At 63.2% G+C, this 16,741-nt stretch carries 13 protein-coding genes; 7 read left to right on the plus strand and 6 right to left on the minus strand.

All coding sequences use genetic code 11. The features are described 5' to 3' along the window. The first annotated feature begins 198 nt into the window (after positions 1–198). The 3 genes from LZ536_RS11050 (at position 199) to LZ536_RS11060 (ending at position 5,304) form a co-directional block, all read left to right on the plus strand. On the plus strand, positions 199–2,031 hold the full coding sequence (locus LZ536_RS11050) for a DUF885 domain-containing protein (RefSeq protein WP_249848841.1): 1,833 nt from the start codon (positions 199–201) through the stop codon (positions 2,029–2,031). A 141-nt stretch (positions 2,032–2,172) separates the two neighbouring features. Further along, positions 2,173–4,011: a DUF885 domain-containing protein gene (locus tag LZ536_RS11055; protein WP_249848842.1), complete on the plus strand. Its 1,839-nt coding sequence runs from the start codon at positions 2,173–2,175 to the stop codon at positions 4,009–4,011. Between the two features lie 60 nt (positions 4,012–4,071). Next, the gene (locus LZ536_RS11060; RefSeq protein WP_249849217.1) at positions 4,072–5,304 is read left to right on the plus strand and encodes an MFS transporter; all 1,233 of its coding nucleotides are present in this window, start codon (positions 4,072–4,074) and stop codon (positions 5,302–5,304) included. On the opposite strand, the gene LZ536_RS11065 is transcribed toward LZ536_RS11060, so the two are convergent. The 3 genes from LZ536_RS11065 to LZ536_RS11075 form a co-directional block, all read right to left on the minus strand. Then, on the minus strand, positions 5,301–5,858 hold the full coding sequence (locus LZ536_RS11065; RefSeq protein ID WP_249848843.1) for a lipid-binding SYLF domain-containing protein: 558 nt from the start codon (positions 5,856–5,858) through the stop codon (positions 5,301–5,303). The genes LZ536_RS11060 and LZ536_RS11065 overlap by 4 nt on opposite strands. Positions 5,859–5,995: 137 nt before the next feature. After that, positions 5,996–6,463, minus strand: a complete 468-nt coding sequence (locus LZ536_RS11070) for a hypothetical protein (RefSeq protein ID WP_249848844.1) — start codon at positions 6,461–6,463, stop codon at positions 5,996–5,998. Between the two features lie 28 nt (positions 6,464–6,491). Beyond that, entirely contained in the window at positions 6,492–8,117 is a 1,626-nt protein-coding gene (locus tag LZ536_RS11075) for a tetratricopeptide repeat-containing sulfotransferase family protein (RefSeq protein ID WP_249848845.1), read from the minus strand. Between the two features lie 249 nt (positions 8,118–8,366). On the opposite strand from LZ536_RS11075, the gene LZ536_RS11080 reads away from it, so the two are divergent. Continuing rightward, positions 8,367–9,731 carry a YadA-like family protein gene (locus tag LZ536_RS11080; RefSeq protein WP_249848846.1) on the plus strand — a complete coding sequence of 455 codons (1,365 nt, stop codon included), beginning with the start codon at positions 8,367–8,369 and terminating at the stop codon, positions 9,729–9,731. A 73-nt stretch (positions 9,732–9,804) separates the two neighbouring features. Here LZ536_RS11080 and LZ536_RS11085 read toward each other — a convergent pair whose 3' ends face one another. From LZ536_RS11085 to LZ536_RS11095, 3 genes are all read right to left on the minus strand, one after another. Then, on the minus strand, positions 9,805–11,886 hold the full coding sequence (locus LZ536_RS11085; RefSeq protein WP_348538839.1) for a sensor histidine kinase: 2,082 nt from the start codon (positions 11,884–11,886) through the stop codon (positions 9,805–9,807). A gap of 45 nt (positions 11,887–11,931) precedes the next feature. Then, positions 11,932–12,219, minus strand: a complete 288-nt coding sequence (locus LZ536_RS11090; protein WP_249848848.1) for a hypothetical protein — start codon at positions 12,217–12,219, stop codon at positions 11,932–11,934. A gap of 132 nt (positions 12,220–12,351) precedes the next feature. Beyond that, on the minus strand, positions 12,352–14,145 hold the full coding sequence (locus LZ536_RS11095) for an ABC-F family ATP-binding cassette domain-containing protein (RefSeq protein WP_249848849.1): 1,794 nt from the start codon (positions 14,143–14,145) through the stop codon (positions 12,352–12,354). Between the two features lie 119 nt (positions 14,146–14,264). On the opposite strand from LZ536_RS11095, the gene LZ536_RS11100 reads away from it, so the two are divergent. From LZ536_RS11100 to LZ536_RS11110, 3 genes are all read left to right on the plus strand, one after another. Continuing rightward, the gene (locus LZ536_RS11100; protein ID WP_249848850.1) at positions 14,265–14,561 is read left to right on the plus strand and encodes a PepSY domain-containing protein; all 297 of its coding nucleotides are present in this window, start codon (positions 14,265–14,267) and stop codon (positions 14,559–14,561) included. 110 nt (positions 14,562–14,671) lie between these two features. After that, a complete protein-coding gene (locus LZ536_RS11105; RefSeq protein ID WP_249848851.1) occupies positions 14,672–15,337 on the plus strand; it encodes a response regulator transcription factor in 666 nt (221 codons plus the stop codon). 89 nt (positions 15,338–15,426) lie between these two features. Continuing rightward, the gene (locus LZ536_RS11110; RefSeq protein ID WP_348538844.1) at positions 15,427–16,734 is read left to right on the plus strand and encodes an ATP-binding protein; all 1,308 of its coding nucleotides are present in this window, start codon (positions 15,427–15,429) and stop codon (positions 16,732–16,734) included. The last annotated feature ends 7 nt before the right edge of the window (positions 16,735–16,741 follow it).

Genomic DNA, 16,741 nt, shown 5'->3' on the forward strand with positions numbered 1-16,741 from the left:
CCTGCGAAGGCAGGAGCCCAGTCGCGCGAAGCGCTTCTTGGGTTCAAAGCTCGCGCCAAGGCGCTCGGACTAGGCTCCTGCGTTTGCAGGAGCACACCGGTGCGATCTGCAAACGCGCGGCGACCATCGACAAACGCCCTTGCGCGGCGCGCATCGGCTCCTAGTCTCCCCGGCAAAATCCACCGGGGAGACTCACTCATGGACCGCCGTTCCTTCCTTTCCGCCGGAAGCGCCGCTGCGCTCGTTCCGATCCTCGCCGCCGCGACGCCCAAAGTTGCCAACGCAGCGGTCGCTGCGCCCGCCAAATCGTCGGGGGACGCTGCACTCAACGCCGCTTTCGACGAAATTTTCAACGTGATCATGAAGAACAGCCCGGGCTATGCGACGGCGCTCGGCCTCGACAAGGGCGACCTCGCTTATCTTCGCCGGACGTTCGATCCAAAGCCTATCGATGCAACACTGCGCGACCAGCTGGCGAGGGCCAAGGCGGCGATTGCCCTGCTGAGCGGGATCAACCCCGCAACTCTCTCGCCGACGGCGGCGCTAAACCGCGAGATAGTCCTCTATGGACTGGAGCAAGATACCGTCGCTTACCCGAAGTTCGGGCTCGGCAGTGTCCAGCGACCCTATGACATCACGCAGCAGGACGGGAATTACTTCGGAATCCCCGATTTCCTGGATAGCACGCACCCGGTGGAGAATGCGTCGGATGCCGAGGCCTATCTCTCGCGCCTCGCCGAGTTCTCCAAGCTTCTCGATTACGAAACAGAGCATCAGCGCGCCGAGGCCGCGCGCGGCTTCCTCGCTCCTGCCTGGTCGCTCGACCTCGCACTCGGACAGATCGCCAAGCTCCGCAATCAGCCGGCAGCGACGAACGGCCTCGTCACGTCGCTTGTCAATCGCGCCAAGGCCAAGAACATCCCGGGCGATTGGGCCGGTCGCGCCACCAAGATCGTCGAAACGCAGGTATATCCGGCGATCGACCGCCAGGTGGCGATGCTCAATCAGCTGAAGCCGACAACTCGCCCCGGCGACGGAGCCACCCGTCTCCCGAACGGCGAAGCGATCTACGCGGCTGCTTTGGCTGAAGCGACGACGACCAACATGACCCCGGACGAGGTGCACAAGCTCGGTCTTTCACAGGTCGCGGAATATACCGGCATCATTGACGGGATCCTCAAATCCAACGGCTTCACGCAAGGCTCGGTCGGGGAGCGTCTCTCGGCCCTCAACACCAACCCGACCCAGCTCTACGCCGACACGGATGCCGGTCGCGCCGAACTGATCGCCAGCCTCAACGCCAATGTGAAGATGATGAGCGGCCTGCTACCGAAGGCGTTCGCGACGCTCCCCGGCCAGCCGCTGGAAATCCGCCGTGTACCGCCGGACATCCAGGACGGCGCTCCCAACGGTTATTACAACCCGGCGACCCTCGATGGCTCGCGGCCGGCTATCTACTGGATCAACCTCAAATCGACCCACGACTGGCCGAAATATTCGCTGCCTTCGCTTACCTATCACGAGGGCGTTCCGGGCCACCATCTGCAGATCAGCCTCGCACAGGAGTCCAAGGACATCCCGATGCTGCGCAAGATCAGCTTCTACAATTCCTACCTCGAAGGCTGGGCGCTCTATGCCGAACAGCTGTCGGACGAGATCGGCGGCTACTCAGGCATCGAACGCGCCGGCTATCTCCAGTCCTTCCTGTTCCGTTCGGCGCGCCTCGTCGTCGACACCGGCCTTAACGCCAAGGGCTGGAGCCGCGAAAAGGCCGTCGACTACATGGTCGGCGTCACCGGCTTCCCGCGGCCGCGCGTGCAGCGCGAGGTCGAGCGCTATTGCGCCTCGATCGGCCAGGCCTGCAGCTACAAGGTCGGCCACCTCGCCTGGCTCCGCGCCCGCGACAGCGCCAAGAAGATCCTTGGGCCCAAGTTCGACATCCACCAGTTCCACGAAGTGCTGAAGGATGGCGCCATGCCGCTGACGATCCTCCAGCGCAGGGTCGAGGAACGCGCCCGCGCCCTCGCATAAGGTAACTCCCCTCCCCTCGATGGGGAGGGGTTCGGGGTGGGGTGACCTCGCCGCAGGCAGTACCTGCTCGAACGTCACCCCCCACCCCACCCTTCCCCCCATCAAGGGGGAGGAATTTCAAGAACAAAGGACCAAGCCTCCATGGACCGCCGCCAGTTCCTGACCACCTCGTCGATTGCCGCCGCCACCGCTCTTGTCCCCGCCGCCGTCAAGGCCGCCACCCAGGCCGCCGTTCCCGCCGCCAACGGCGACGCCAAGCTCAATGCGGTCTTCGAGGATATCTTCCAGGACCGCGTGAAGCGGAACCCGGAGTTCGCCACCTCGCTCGGTCTCGACAAGGGCCCGCTGGCGCACCTGAAGTCGGAGCTCGACGTTCGTCCCGCCGCCCATGCACGCAAGGAAGATTTGGCCCTCGCCAAGAAGAACCTCGCGGCGATTAAGTCGGTCCCGCCCGCCAGCCTCTCCGACTCCGGCAAGCTCAACCGCGACGTCGTCGTCTACCAGCTCGAAACCGGCATTACGGCCGCCGAGAAGTTCAACATTGATAGCGTCCAGCGCCCCTATCCGATCTTCCAGCAGGGCGGCGCATATTTCTCGACGCCCGACTTCCTCAACAGTGCGCACACGATCGAAAATGCCGCCGACGCCGAGGCCTATCTTTCCCGCCTCGCTTTGGTCGGCAAGGAATTTGATAACGACACCGAAAACCAGCGGGAGCAGGCCGCCCGGGGCTTCCTCGCTCCCGCCTGGTCGATCGACCTCACCCTCGGCCAGATGCGCAAGCTGCGCGAGCCCGCGCCGGAAGCGAACACGATGGTCGATTCCATCGTCAAGCGCGCCGCAGCCAAGGGCATCGCCGGCGACTGGCAGGCCCGGGCCGCCAAGATTGTCGCCGACAGCGTCTATCCAGCGCTCGACCGCCAGATCGCCATGATGGAGAAGCTTAAGCCGACAACCCGGCCCGGCGACGGCGCCCAGCGCCTGCCGGGCGGCGATGCCATCTACGCCGCCGCTCTCGCCCAGGCCACGACCACCAATTTCACGCCGGACGAAGTCCACCGCATGGGCCTGTCGCAGGTCGCGGACTTGACCGCCCAGCTCGAAGCCATCCTGACCGCCGCCGGCCTCACCAAGGGCACCGTCGGCGAGCGTCTGAACGCCCTCAACCGCGACCCGGCCCAGCTCTATCCGGACACGCCCGCCGGCCGCGCCGAACTGCTGGCCAGCCTCAATGCCGGCGTCAAGGACATGTACGCCCGCCTGCCGCGCGACTTCGCGACCCTGCCCAATGCCCCGCTCGAGATTCGCGCGGTACCGGTCGAGATCCAGGACGGCGCCTCCAACGGCTATTACCGTCGCGCTGCCCTCGATAACTCGCGTCCGGCCATCTACTTCATCAACCTGAAGGATGTCGGCGACTGGCCGAAATATTCGCTGCCGACCTTGAGCTATCACGAGGGCGTCCCCGGCCATCACCTGCAGATCAGCATCAGCCAGGAATCGAAGGACATCCCGACCCTGCGCAAGATCGGCGGCTTCTCGGCCTATTCCGAAGGCTGGGCGCTCTATGCCGAGCAGGTCGCGGACGAACTCGGCGCCTACGCCAACGATCCCATCGGCCGCGCCGGCATGCTGCAAAGCTACTTGTTCCGCGCCACCCGGCTCGTCGTCGACACCGGCCTCCATTCCAAAGGCTGGAGCCGCGAGAAGGCCACCGACTACATGGTCGGCACCACCGGATTCGCTCGCCCCCGAACCCAGCGCGAGGTCGAGCGCTACTGTACGCAGATCGGCCAGGCCTGCAGCTACAAGGTCGGTCACATGGCGTGGATCCGCGCCCGCACCGAGGCCCAGAAGGCGCTCGGCGCCAAGTTTGACATCAAGCAGTTCCACGAGGTCCTGCGCGACGGCGCCATGCCGCTGGCGATCTTGGAGCAGCGCATCCGCGCTCGCACTCAAGCCGCCCTGCGCGGAGCCTAGATCACGAGCGAGCGGCCCGCCATCGACCACGGCCACCGCGCCGTCTCGCGCGGGTCGCTCATCGTCGCCGCCTTCTCGACCATCGTCGAATGGTACGACTTCACGCTCTACCTCTATTTCGCGACGGTCCTGTCCCGCGTCTTCTACGGCGGCGGCGCGGCTTCGCTGGCGCTGACGCTCGGCAGCTTCGCCGTCGCCTATCTCATGCGACCGCTAGGCGCTGCCGTCTTCGGCCATGTCGGCGACAAGATCGGGCGGCGGCACATGCTGCTCTGGTCGGTTACCGTCATGACGGCAGCGATGCTCGCAACCGCTCTCCTGCCGACCCACGCGCAGATTGGCGCCGCCGCCGGCTGGCTGCTCTTCCTCCTGCGCTGCGTCATGGGCTTCTCGGTCGGCGGCGAATATAGCGGCGTCGTCGCCTATCTTCTCGAAGGCGCGCGCCCCAGCCGCCGCGGCCTCATCGCCAGTTCCGCCTCCGCCGCCAGCGAGATCGGCGCCCTGCTCGCCGTTGGCGTCTCGGCCCTCACCGTCGCCTCGCTGAGCGAAGCCGATCTCGCGAGCTGGGGCTGGCGCATCCCCTTCTTCGTCGGCGCGGTGCTCGCCGGCAGCGTCTGGATCGCCCGTTCCACCATGCAGGAATCGCCCGAGTTCGAACGCCAGCGCGCCGCGGGCACCGTCCCCCACCAGCCATGGCGGCACAGCCTCGCCAACCACAAGCTCGGCATCTTCCGCGCCTTCTCCATCTCGGCGCTCGGCTCGATCACTTATTATGTTGGCATCACCTACGTGCCCGCTTTCCTCACCTCGTCCGGATCATTGAGCGAAAGAGAAAGCTTGTGGCTTGCAACCATTGCGGCTGTCGCGGTCATCCTGGTGACCCCGCTGACCGGCATCCTCTCCGATCGCTACGGCCGCAAGCCGGTGCTGATCGCCGTCAGCCTGCTCAGCGCCGCGCTGCCCGTCACCCTCTTCTCGATCATGGCCAGCGGCAGCCATGCGCAGGCGCTCGGCGGCGCCATCCTGCTGGCCTGCGTCGCCGGGGCGATGAGTGCAGTCGGCGCCGTCGCCACCGCCGAGCAATTCCCCGGCGAGGGCCGGGTCACCGGCCTCGCCTTCGGCGCCACCGGCGCGACCGCCATCTTCGGCGGCCTTACCCCTTATGTCGCGCAGCTCTTGCTGGAGCGCACCGGCAACCACGCCGTCCCCGGCATCATGATTGCCGTCGTCGCGCTCGCGGTCCTGCCGGTCTTCCTGACCCTCAGCGAAACCGCCCCCGCCAAGCTCCGTTAGCGGCGGATCGGCGAGATTTTCGAGCCTTCCAGCCCGATCCCCGCCATCAGCCCCTTCTGCCCGAACGGCATGGCGTAGACGTCCTTGGCGACCGTCGTCGAGGTCGTGCTCATCGCCGCGCCCTGGTCGATCACGACCACGCTCGGCCCCGACCCGATCGCCCAGCCGTCGCTCTTGCGCAAATAGGTCAGCGCCTTGTCGTTCATGAAGAACAAGGCATAGCTGAACGACTGGCCACCGGCCTGCAGGCCGTATGACACCGCATTGATCTTGTAATAACCCGCCGGCTTGCCGTGGACGAACAGCACGCCCTCGCCGCCCTGCCCGCCGATCACCAGGCCTGCCTTGAGGATCTTCGGGAAGACCAGGATGGCGCGTGCGTCACGCGCATAGCGCTTGGCCCGGTCCGACTTGGAATAGAGGAGATTCAGCGCCGCCTGCCCGCGCGAATTCAGCTCGGCGGCGGTCGCCGCCTGGGCCGGTGTGGCGACCGACCCCGCCATGCCCGCGACCATGATGCCGAGCGCCAGAAACCCGTTCCGAATGATCTTCATCGCATGTGCCTTCCCAGTATTTCCCCCATGGGATGTGCCCAACGAAACAGCCCGCGCCCATCGGGAATAGCCACGAGACGCGTGGGAGTGGAAGGCTAATGGCAGGTTTGAGTGAAACGCATTGTCGCGTCAGCTAATCATTTCTCCAGACCAGCTGCCTGCTGCTCTGCCGCGGTAACGACGCCGTCCTGATTGCCATCGACACGGTCGAAACGGTTCAGCTTCACCGTTCGATATTCCACCTGGCTGATCCCGCCATCACGATTGGTGTCGTAGCGGATCAGGAGGGGTTGGGGGTCAATCTTGGTGGCAGGAGTCAAAGCGCGGAACTCGGCCGGGCTGATCTGGCCATTTTTGTCCGCGTCGAGCTGGGTAAAAAGGGCGTGGTTCCGGGCTCCGGACTCCGCGACGCTGACCAAACGTTGAAAGTCCGCGACCTCGGAACGCGTCACGATGCCGTTCTTGTCAGCATCCATCTTTCGAAACTCTCCGTCGATGGCGCTCAGGAAGTTCGCTCGAGGAAGGGAGGCCTGCGGCTGTGCCGTTGCGATACCGGAAACCATCGCAACCACACTGCTGGACATCATGATGTGACGAATTGACACGCAAGTCTCCTCTGTTCGAATGCGTCGGTCACGCCGGCGTTCGATCCCAATCAAAAAGATTTGGCCCGAGAGCTTCCTTCAGCTCGTCCAGCCAGGTTTCATAATGGCGCCAGGCGTCCAGACCGTCGCTGTTGATGGGCCTCCTGACCTGCTCGGCGCTCGGGGTGCTGACCGCTCTCTTCGTCCGGTGGAAATCAAGGCATGCCGGATCGAAAGGCACCTGGATAAAATCGAGAAGCCGTCGAATCTCGCCTTCGGGGTCGGCGACGAGACGTTCGTTCAGCAGGTGATGAATTGCGCCGGGTTGGACCTCATCGAAGTGTTGCATCAAGCGCAGGTAATCGACGTAGAATCGGCCGATCGATTGAAGGCTGTACGCAAACGCAACGCCCGTTGCGTAGTGCTGTTTGAAATTGGAAAATCCACAGGCCATTGGGTGCCGCCGCGCATCAATAATCCTGGCATTCGGCAGCACCGCACGAATGAGGCCGACCATCATCCAGTTTGCCGGCAGCTTGTCGACAAACAGAGGGCGGTCAGTACGCCGGAACGGCTTGACCCTGGCGAAATAATCCTCGCCAATAGCCTTGAGGCGAGCCGGGTTCGATTCCGCGAGCGCTTCCCAGACGGTTTTGCCCTCTCGAGCGGCGTCCTTTCCAAGGTCTCCCCATAGTTGCTGCAAGGCCAGCAGCTCGGTCGTGCCCTCGATCAGCGGATGGCTGGCGACGATCTGTTCGATCAGGGTGGAACCGGAGCGTTGCAAACCAACGACGAAGATCGGGCCCGTTTCCGGATGACCGTGGGTTCCAACGCTTGCGAAGAAGGAGCGGTCGAGGCTGGCGATCGCCTGATCGACGAACGGCGTGACGACCAACTGCTCCGGCCGGAAGCCGGCACTGCGGATGCGGTTTCCTTCGGCGTAGTGGCGGAAGGAGTGCTCATATTCACGCCGGTCTTCCAGCGCTTTGCCCAGCGCAAAATGCAAATGGAGGGCGTCGATGTCCTGAACGCCGCCACGCAGCGCTTTCCGCATCGCGCGCAGATCCGACGCTTCAAATCGTGCCGTCTTCACATTGGCGAGGCTCCACCAGGCTTCGCCATAGCTTGGGCGGATTTTTACGGCGCGCCTCAGTGCGACGAGGCTTTCTTCCGTCCGCCCAGCATATTTGAGGGCGTTACCGAGAGAGTTCCAAAGGGCCGGATGATCGGGACTGTCGCAGGTTAAGCCCTGGTAGATTGCAATTTCACCTTCATGGTCGCCCAACTTGCCGAGCAGGCTTGCTTCCAGAGCCCGAACCGCAAAAGAATGACGCAATGGGCCAGTGATCGCGTTGAGTTGCGCGCGTGCGGTCTCGACATGATCCTGGGCGTCCAGCAAGCGCGCGAGACCCAATTTGATCTCATTGTTGGCCGGAAGCACTCCGGCTGCCCGCTGCAACATCATCGTGGCTTCCGGTAGCCGTCCCTGACGGCCAAGCAATTCACTGAGCAGCAGCAATGCCGGCGCGTCATTGAACGACGTAGAAATATGGTTTCGAAGCAGGGTCTCCGCTTCGACTAAGTTCCCGGATTGGGCGCAAAACCTCGCCATCTGGCAGATGCCTTGCGAGGCGCGAGCGGCATCTTTGTCCGCTGGCCTAAGTAGCTCGATCATCGCTTCAACTGTCGTGGACGGGCAGAAGTGCGTGTGGAAATGTTCAAACCGTGTCAACTATTATTCAAATGTAAAGCTGCATATTCCAGCCTGCTAGATAGTTACGGTAGCGAAACGAAAGTAACGTTGAAGTATTTGCATTAATTATTGTTAATCTCATCAACATTGATGATCGGTGACTATTTCATTCCGTAGCTTAATGCAGACGTGACGCTGCTTTCATGGCGTCTGGTATCAGGGAAGTATTTCATGAAAAATACGAGAATGATGGTCGCCGCATCGGCGATTGCGATGGGATTCGCATTGACGTTCGCCACTCCGGCAGCGGCTCAGGAAGTTTGCGACGTCGCCGGTGCGCCGTCGGGTACCGCAGCTGGCACGCCTTCACTCGCTTGTGGCGCCGGCGCCAACGCCAGCGGCAATTTTTCGACCGCCCTTGGCCAGAACTCTGTCGCTTCCGGCCAGTACGCCACAGCGGTCGGCAACTTTGCCCAAGCCACGGGCTTCGATGCCACGGCCGTCGGCGTGAATTCGCTGGCGACCGACTTCGGGACCGCTTTCGGGTTCAGTTCGCGCGCGACCGCTCCGGCCACGACCGCGATCGGCAACAATGCGACCGCGACGCTTGATGGCGCGACCGCCGTTGGCTGGTATTCAACGGCGACCGGCCTCAATTCCACGGCAGTCGGACGTTATGCGCAGGCGAATGGCGACGGCTCCGTTGCGCTCGGGCGGATCGCGGTTGCTGATGGCATCGATGGTGTCGCCATCGGGCGCTACGCCGACAACGCCGGCTTCGACAATTCCGTCGCACTTGGCGCGGGCTCGGTAAACACGGCAGACAACCAGGTCCACGTCGGCGGCCGCACTGTCAGCGGCGTGGCCAACGGCGCGATTGCGGCCGGTTCAACCGACGCGATCAACGGCGGTCAGATCAATACGATCGTGACCGCTCAGGACGCTCGCGACGACGCCCAGGATGCCTTGATCGGCGCGCTCGTCACCGACGACGATTTGTATGTGCAGATCAACAGCACGGGAGCGCCCGCAAGCGCTACCGGTGTCGACGCCATCGCCATTGGCGGAGATTCAGTTTCGTCGGGCGCCGGCGCGATTGCGCTGGGTGAGAATTCGACGGCTGGCTTTGCGAATTCCGTAGCGATCGGAACTGGCACGGCGACGACGGCGGCCAACCAGGTCAACGTTGGAAATCGCACGATTGGCGGCGTGTCAGCAGGCGCAATTACGGCGACGTCGACCGATGCCGTGAACGGTTCGCAGCTGTTTGCTACCAACCAGGCAGTGAACGCGCTCGATAATCGCGTGGACGCGCTGGAAACGCTTGCACTCGACTTCGATTCCAGGCTCGACCGGGTCGATGACCGTGCTTCGGCCGGCACCGCCGTGGCAATTGCCTTGGGCGGCAGCACCTTCTTGCCGGGCAAGCAGTTCAACATCTCCGGCAACGTCGGCACCTATCGCGGTGCCTATGCTGGTTCACTGCAGATCGGTGCCATGATCGGCGAGAATGCGGCCGTCAACGCGGGCGTTGCCAGCGGCTTCAACAAGGGCGGCAAGCTCGGCGCTCGCGCCGGCGTGACGTTCGGTTTCTAATGGAATGAAATGGAAGGCGGGGTCTTCGGGCCCCGCCTTTTCGCAGTTTCTTGCGCAATTAGGTGCTTGGCTCTTAGCGAACCTGCCCGCCTGACCCATAAGCGAGCGGAATTGCCACGTGCACGGTAGTGCCTCGTACGCGGCGATCGACATCCATTCGCCCGCCTAGCTGCTGTACACGGGCCGCCATGCCCGGAAGCCCGACACCAAGTCTCAGCCTCTCGCCGAGTTCTCGCCCATTGTTAAACTGAATGCCTTTCCCATCGTCGCTCACAACCAAGTGGACGACGTCCGAAATGCACCGGACGGCAACGGTGACATTGCTGGCCCTGGCATGCCGGTGAACATTGCTGAGGCTCTCTTGTGTAATCCGCAGGATGGCATGCTGCTGTTCGGCGGACAGGAGATCGGCGAGCGGGTTGACGCGAAGCGAAGCGGTTACGCCAGTCCTGCTGGCAAATCCCGGAACATATTGCCTCAAGACGCCGCTGAGGCCGATGCGCCCAAGCTGCGGCGGATGCAGCAGGTAAGAGAAGGTCCGCACTTCCATCAATGCTTCGTGAAGCGACTTGAGTCCCAGCGCGAGGATGCCACGTGTCTCGGGCGCGCGAACCCGCGTCTTGAGCGAAGACAGGTTGAGCTTCGCGGCGACGAGATGCTGGGCGGTTGAATCGTGCAGCTCCTCGGCGATCCGGCGGCGTTCGTCTTCCTTCAGGTTAGCCAGGCGCCTGCGAAGTTCCTCGGCCTCCAAATGGGCGAGGACGCGCTCCGTGACGTCCCGGAAGACGCCGCTGACTTGCATCTTATTGTCGCTCCCCAGCTCCGAATGCACTTGGAGTTGCAGCCAGCGCGCCTCGCTCTCATTGCCAATCCGAAAATCTTGTGCGGGCAGCTGTTCTGTCGAGGAGAGCGCCAGCTTAATGGCGGCTTCGAAGCGCTGTCGATCCAGTGGATGAACGGAAGCGAGGAACGACATGGGTGTCTGCCCGTCGCCGGCTCCAAGTCCGAACATTTCCCGGCAATGGTCGGAAGCCCAGAGCGACTTCGTCCCCGAATCCCATTGCCAGAGTCCCGTGTCGGTTGCCGAAGCAACGACGTTCATTCGCGCTTCGGACAGGCGAAGGAGGGCGGCGGTCCACCGTCGCTCGTCCATCAGCGCCGCAAGCAAGATCAACGGGATCGAAATGGTCACCAGGAAGGCTTGCAGCGAAATGACGTCCCTTGCCGGCGACTGCAGCGCAAATGGCCCATGATGCCAGAGCGCCTGGACGATGGTCGCTGACGCGAGCACGAGCAAGGAGACGCTTGTGCCGCCAACCCCCAATCGCACTGCAGCCCAGATCAGGAACGGAAACGGGGCCAGGAACAGTGCGGGCCAGCTGGTTGTGTTCGCGGCTGCGCCGAACGCTTCGAAACTGAATGCAAACAGCAGTGCGATCAGCAGCAGCAGTTCCAGGCGGGGACTTGGCGATGCCGACGGTTGGCCGGTCAGCCGCCCGTTGGCCGCCAGGACCAGGACGGGCGGGATCGTGATCGTCGGAAAGATCCCTGCGATCATCCATTGCCTCCAGGCGAGCCAGAAGTCGTGCGTCCACCCGGTTGAAAGGTGCACCGCGAGGATCAGTGAATTGACGACGGCCGGCACGCCAAGGCCGGCGACAAGGATGAAGGTTACCAGCGTACTGAAGCTGTCGAACCTGACCCGCGCTCCGACTGCCTTTTGAACCGCGACGACCGTTGCCAGGGCCAGGATCAGATTGCCGCCGATTTGCGTCACGACCACGGGAATGGGCGCTCCGGGCTGCAGGGTTGCGGCAATATAGAAATGCGTTGGAATGACCGCGGCAACGCAGAGCCACCAGCGGCTCGGAGCGATGATGAGAAATGTCGAAACCAGGAAGGCGGTGGCGGGCCAAATGATAGCGAAGCCCGACGGCGGCACGCTCAGCAGGGTCCCGACGAGCGCACTCACATAGTAGCCAAGGGCACAGCCCGCGGCGACGAGGAGGTCAGGAACCAGTCTTCCAAGACGGGTTTGATTTTCATTTGCAGGCGAAGCCGCGCCAGAGGCCTCGCGACGCGTCTCGCGTCCGCGCCAATATGCTTTTCGAAGAATGTTAGCGTTCGGCACCATCAACCGGCTTACAGATTGCATCCGCAAGAGAACAGCGCACCTGCGGTTTCCCCCTAGAATCAGCCTTTATGGCGTCGCGCTCGCCCTGACCCGGGTGCACCCCGGCAACGGACGGTCGTCGGCGACGAAGGCGGCGAAGTCGCCGTCGAGGTAGAGCGTCGCCTTGGCGCTCGCATATTTGACCGCGATCGCCGACGGCTTGCGCGGCAGTCGATATTCGCCGTTCTTGAACCGGACGACCGCCTGGCCCTCAGACAGGACGAGGGTGAATGTGGTCTCGTCGAAACAGCGATAGTCGCGCTTTTCCAATGCCGGCTGTGCGGCCTCGCCTGCCAGAAACACCAGAAAACTCATGCCCGCTCTTGCCCCAGAAACCTTTGCCGAACCCGCTCACGGCCCGGTCGATTCAAAGGTTCAACAGTCTTTTCAGTCTTTTAGGCATAGTTAACTTTGGATATAATTGAAAGATGGTTAACGTAATTTAACTCAAGCCAATTGCTCAGCGAGCTCCGCCACCTCCAGCCACCGCAATTCCGCTGCCTCAACCTCCGCGCGGTGGCGCGCGATGCGCTCGGTCAACTCGGCGAACAGCGCCGGATCTCGCGAAAACAGATCGGGATCGTGCAATTTCTCTTCATCCGCCGCGATTTCGCGCTCCAGCCGCTCGATTTCGCCCGGCAAACGGTCGAAATCCCGCTGGTCCTTGTAGGAAAGCTTCTTCGCCGGCCCGCCGCGAACCTCATTCTTTGAAACCGCTGCAGTGTCCGGTTTGGCCGCGGCTTTCGCCGGCCGATGGTCCTCGAACCTTTTCCGGACCCAATCCTCATAGCCACCGGCCACCACGTCAACCTTGCCCGACCCGTCGAGGCCCAGGGTCACCGTCACGGTCCGGTCCAGGAAGTCGCGGTCGTGGCTGACGATCAGCACCGTCCCGTCATAGTCTGCGATGACTTCCTGCAAGAGGTCCAGAGTCTCGAGGTCGAGATCGTTGGTCGGCTCATCGAGCACCAGCAGGTTCGATTCCCGCGCAAACTCCCTCGCCAGTAGCAGCCGCGACCGTTCGCCGCCGGACAGGGAGCCGACCGGCGCCTCGGTCAGCGAGGGATCGAACAGGAACTCCTTGAGATAGCCCTTGATATGCTTCTTGTGGCCGCGGACTTCGATCCAGTCGCCGCCCTCGGCCAGCACGTCGCGGACCCGCTTGGTTGGGGTCATCAGCTTGCGCTGCTGGTCGATGACGATGCCCGACAGGGTCTTGGCCTTGGTCACCGAGCCGGAATCCGGCGGCAGTTCCCCCGTCAGCAGCCGCAGCAGCGTCGTCTTACCCGAGCCGTTGGCGCCGACAAGGCCGATACGGTCGCCGCGTTGCACCCTCAATGAGAAGTCGCGGATGATCTGCCGCTCCCCGAAGCTCTTTGAGACCCGCTCGGCGTCAATCACCGTCTTCGATTTGATGTCGTCCTTTGCCAGCGCCAGCTTCGCCGCGCCCGGCGGACCGAGCATCGCCGCCCGCTGCGCGCGCATCTCGTGCAGCTTTGCAAGGCGGCCCTGGTTGCGACGGCGGCGCGCGGTGACTCCGCGCTGCAGCCAATGCGCCTCGATCGCCAGCTTGGCGTCGAGCTTCTCCGCTGCGCGCGCCTCCTCGGCATAGGCCGCCTCAGTCCAGGCTTCGAACCCCCCGAAGCCGATTTCCGCCCGGCGCAGAGTGCCCCGGTCGAGCCAAATGCAGCTCTTGGTCAGCCGCGCCAGGAAGGTGCGGTCGTGGCTGATGACGATGAAGGCGCCCTTGAAGCGATTCAGCCATGCCTCCAGCCAGCCGATCGCCGCGAGGTCGAGGTGGTTGGTCGGTTCGTCGAGCAGCAGCACATCGGGATTCTGAGCCAATGCGCGAACGATCGCTGCTCGCCGCCGCTCGCCGCCACTTGCTGTGGTTGCCGGCCGCGCCAGATCGATTCCAAGCTGCTGAGCAATTGCGTCGGCCTCGTGCGGCGCCGGCGCGTCGTCCCCCGCCAACACCCACACGCCCAGCGAGTCATGCGCGCTCATGTCCGGGTCCTGCTCCAGAAGCACGACCTTGGTGCCAGGAACGATGGTTCGTCGCCCTTCGTCCGTTTCGATCATGCCCGCGAGGCATTTGAACAGGGTCGTCTTGCCGGCACCGTTGCGGCCAATAAGCGCCAAGCGATCCCGGGGGCCGATGAACGCATCGATCCCACGAAACAGCCAGCCTTCGCCCTGAACGAGCCCGAGACCTTCGTAAGACAAAATAGGGGGTGCCATGCGCGGGCCACTAGACTAGCTTGGCGAACACGTCATCTGGCCGGATGAACAGGGGATTTCGGGCCATTCATAGGATATTCAATGCCTTGTCCGTAACAGGCGGTCAGAGAGTTAAGCCAATGAGCCTGTTTCGTACCCTTCTAGGCGGCATGATCGCCGTCGGCCTCCTCGCCTCCCCCGCTTTGGCAGACCGCCCGCGGGATCAGGATCGTGCGTTCCAGGCAACCCGCGACGGCAAGTCGATGCCGCTGCCGATGATCGAGCGCCGCGTCATGCCTTTCATGGGAGGCGCCGAATATCTTGGCCCGGAGCTTCGCGGCGATTCCTACCGCCTGAAATTCATGCGGGACGGCCGTGTGATCTGGGTCGACGTCGATGCCGCCACTGGCCGCATTATCGGCAAATCCGGCCACTGATTTCTCAAGCGCCAATTGACTTTTCGGCGCTTCTCCCTTCGTTGCGGTGAAGCAACCGTTCAGGTTGCCGCGTGTTTGAGTAGCCAAACGCAATTTTCAGGGATGCAGACATGCGTGTGTTGATCGTCGAGGACGAGCCGAACCTGGGGCGTCAGTTACGCTCGACGTTGGAAGGCGCCGGCTATGCCATCGACCTCGCCACCGACGGCGAAGACGGCCATTACCTCGGGGCCACCGAAACTTATGACGCCGTCGTCCTCGATCTCGGCTTGCCCGAGGTCGACGGCCTGACCGTGCTAGACCGTTGGCGCAAGGAGGGCCGTAAGATGCCGGTCCTGGTGCTGACCGCGCGCGACAGCTGGTCGGACAAGGTGGCGGGCCTCGACGCCGGCGCCGACGACTATCTCGCCAAGCCGTTCCAGACCGAAGAGCTGATTGCCCGCCTGCGCGCCCTGATCCGCCGCTCAGCGGGCATCGCCAGCTCGGAACTTCATGCTGGCGACATCCGTCTCGACACTCGTTCAGGCAAGGTCACAAAGGCCGGTGAACCGGTGAAGCTGACGGCGCAGGAATACAAGCTGCTGAGCTACCTCATGCATCACAAGGGCAAGGTGGTTAGCCGCACCGAACTGATAGAGCATATCTACGACCAGGATTTCGACCGAGACTCCAACACAATCGAGGTCTTCGTCACCCGTATCCGCAAGAAGCTTGGCGCCGACGTGATCACCACGATCCGTGGTCTCGGCTATAGTCTTGAGGACCCGGACAAATAGTGACCGAGCCGGCCGCGGTTGATTCAGTACCCGCGGCTGGGCAGGCCCCAGCGCCGCGGAAACGTCCACTGACGTCGCTGACGCGGCGTATCATCGGCATCGCCGCGATCTGGATCACCGTGCTTTTGCTCGGCGGCGGCTATGCGCTCGACAGGGTCCTGACGAGCTCCCTCGTCGAGAATTTCGACAAGCAACTGGAATATGTCCTCAATGCCATGATCGCCGCCTCGGAAATCGGGCCGGACGGCGAGGTGCGTTTCAACCGGCCGCCTGCGGACCAGCGCTTCCTGGAGCCTTATTCCGGCGTCTATTTCCAGGTCTCGGGCGAAGGCGCCGATACGTTCCCATCACGATCTCTTTGGGACCGCCGGCTTCACGTTGACCCAGGTCACTATGACGTCCGACTTCACACCTACGATAGCCGTGAATTCGAGGATGAACCGCTGCGCATCGTCGAGCGCGACGTTATCCTTCCAAGTTCCAATATCCGCTGGCGTTTCCAGGTCGCACAGTCGCGCGAGATCATCGATCACCAGATCAAGGAATTGCGGACGACGCTAATCCGCGCCTTCGCGGCGCTCGGGATTGGACTACTCGTGCTGGCTGCCCTTCAGGCTTTCTACGGCCTGTGGCCGTTACGGCGCGTACGCAAGGAAGTCGTCGCAATCCGATCCGGCACGCAGCGACGCATTAGCGAGGACTTCCCGCGCGAAATCTTTCCGCTGGTCAATGAGTTGAACCAACTGCTCGCCCATGGCGAAGAACAGGCCGAGGAAGCGCGGCGACATGCGGGCAATCTCGCCCATGCCTTGAAGACGCCGCTGACGGTCATCACCAATGCCGCGACCGCTCAGGCGCCCGATCTTGCCGACACCGTTTGCAGAGAGGCAACCACGATGCGCCGGCAGGTCGACCATCACCTCGCCCGTGCTCGGGCCATTGGCCGCCGGGCGTCGGCACACGCGCGTGCCCAGGTCTGGGACAGCGTCGAGGCCGTCGAGCGCGCAGTCACCCGCCTCTATCCGGACGTCACGGTCGATATCGCCGGAGACAAGCAAGCAGCGGTCGCAATTGAGCGCCAGGATCTCGACGAAATGCTCGGCAATTTGGTCGAAAATGCCGCGAAATATGGCAACGGCCGCGTCTTCGTCACCGTCGAGCAGGTTGGCGACAAGGGGGTCGAAATCCTGGTCGAGGACGACGGCCCCGGAATCCCCGCCGCCGAGCGCGAGTCCATTTTCCAGCGCGGCGCGCGGCTCGACACCGACAAACCCGGCACCGGCCTCGGCCTCGCCATCGTCCGCGATGTTGCCGAAATCTATGGTGGCTCGATCCGCCTGGAAGAAAGTGAAGATCTTGGCGGCCTGCTCGCCCGGCTCTGCCTGCCGCCAGCCTGAGCCTCCC

This window comes from Sphingomonas alba (genome assembly GCF_023516555.1).
In the GTDB taxonomy this organism is placed as follows: Bacteria; Pseudomonadota; Alphaproteobacteria; order Sphingomonadales; family Sphingomonadaceae; genus Sphingomicrobium; species Sphingomicrobium album.

What these genes read in the sequence shown, in the direction of transcription:
- LZ536_RS11050 (WP_249848841.1), top strand. Translation starts at nt 199, where the DNA reads ATGGACCGCCGTTCCTTCCTTTCCGCCGGAAGCGCCGCTGCGCTCGTT.
- LZ536_RS11055 (WP_249848842.1), top strand. Translation starts at nt 2,173, where the DNA reads ATGGACCGCCGCCAGTTCCTGACCACCTCGTCGATTGCCGCCGCCACC.
- LZ536_RS11065 (WP_249848843.1), bottom strand. Translation starts at nt 5,858, where the DNA reads ATGAAGATCATTCGGAACGGGTTTCTGGCGCTCGGCATCATGGTCGCG.
- LZ536_RS11075 (WP_249848845.1), bottom strand. Translation starts at nt 8,117, where the DNA reads ATGATCGAGCTACTTAGGCCAGCGGACAAAGATGCCGCTCGCGCCTCG.
- LZ536_RS11080 (WP_249848846.1), top strand. Translation starts at nt 8,367, where the DNA reads ATGAAAAATACGAGAATGATGGTCGCCGCATCGGCGATTGCGATGGGA.
- LZ536_RS11085 (WP_348538839.1), bottom strand. Translation starts at nt 11,886, where the DNA reads ATGCAATCTGTAAGCCGGTTGATGGTGCCGAACGCTAACATTCTTCGA.
- LZ536_RS11090 (WP_249848848.1), bottom strand. Translation starts at nt 12,219, where the DNA reads ATGAGTTTTCTGGTGTTTCTGGCAGGCGAGGCCGCACAGCCGGCATTG.
- LZ536_RS11095 (WP_249848849.1), bottom strand. Translation starts at nt 14,145, where the DNA reads ATGGCACCCCCTATTTTGTCTTACGAAGGTCTCGGGCTCGTTCAGGGC.
- LZ536_RS11100 (WP_249848850.1), top strand. Translation starts at nt 14,265, where the DNA reads ATGAGCCTGTTTCGTACCCTTCTAGGCGGCATGATCGCCGTCGGCCTC.
- LZ536_RS11105 (WP_249848851.1), top strand. Translation starts at nt 14,672, where the DNA reads ATGCGTGTGTTGATCGTCGAGGACGAGCCGAACCTGGGGCGTCAGTTA.